We start from the raw sequence: 243 nt of genomic DNA, 5'->3' as shown, positions 1-243 counted from the left end.
TATAATATGCGTGAAGATGCGCATTACCCGCGACAGGACGGAAAGACCCCGTGGAGCTTTACTGTAGCCTGATATTGAATTCCGGTACAGCCTGTACAGGATAGGTAGGAGCCTTGGAATCCGGAGCGCCAGCTTCGGAGGAGGCAATGGTGGGATACTACCCTGGCTGTATTGGACTTCTAACCCTTGCCCGTGATCCGGGCAGGAGACAGTGTCAGGTGGGCAGTTTGACTGGGGCGGTCG

The 243-nt window shown here is 55.6% G+C and carries 1 rRNA gene; it reads left to right on the top strand.

From position 1 onward, the window contains the following. Nucleotides 1–243 (top strand): 23S ribosomal RNA (locus tag AWV70_RS22495); the annotation flags it as partial.

Origin of the sequence: Sporosarcina koreensis, assembly GCF_001531445.1 — a bacterium.
GTDB lineage: Bacteria > Bacillota > Bacilli > Bacillales_A > Planococcaceae > Sporosarcina > Sporosarcina koreensis_C.
Note: the sequence above shows the minus strand (reverse complement) of the source record. Positions and strands in the feature narration are given on the sequence as shown.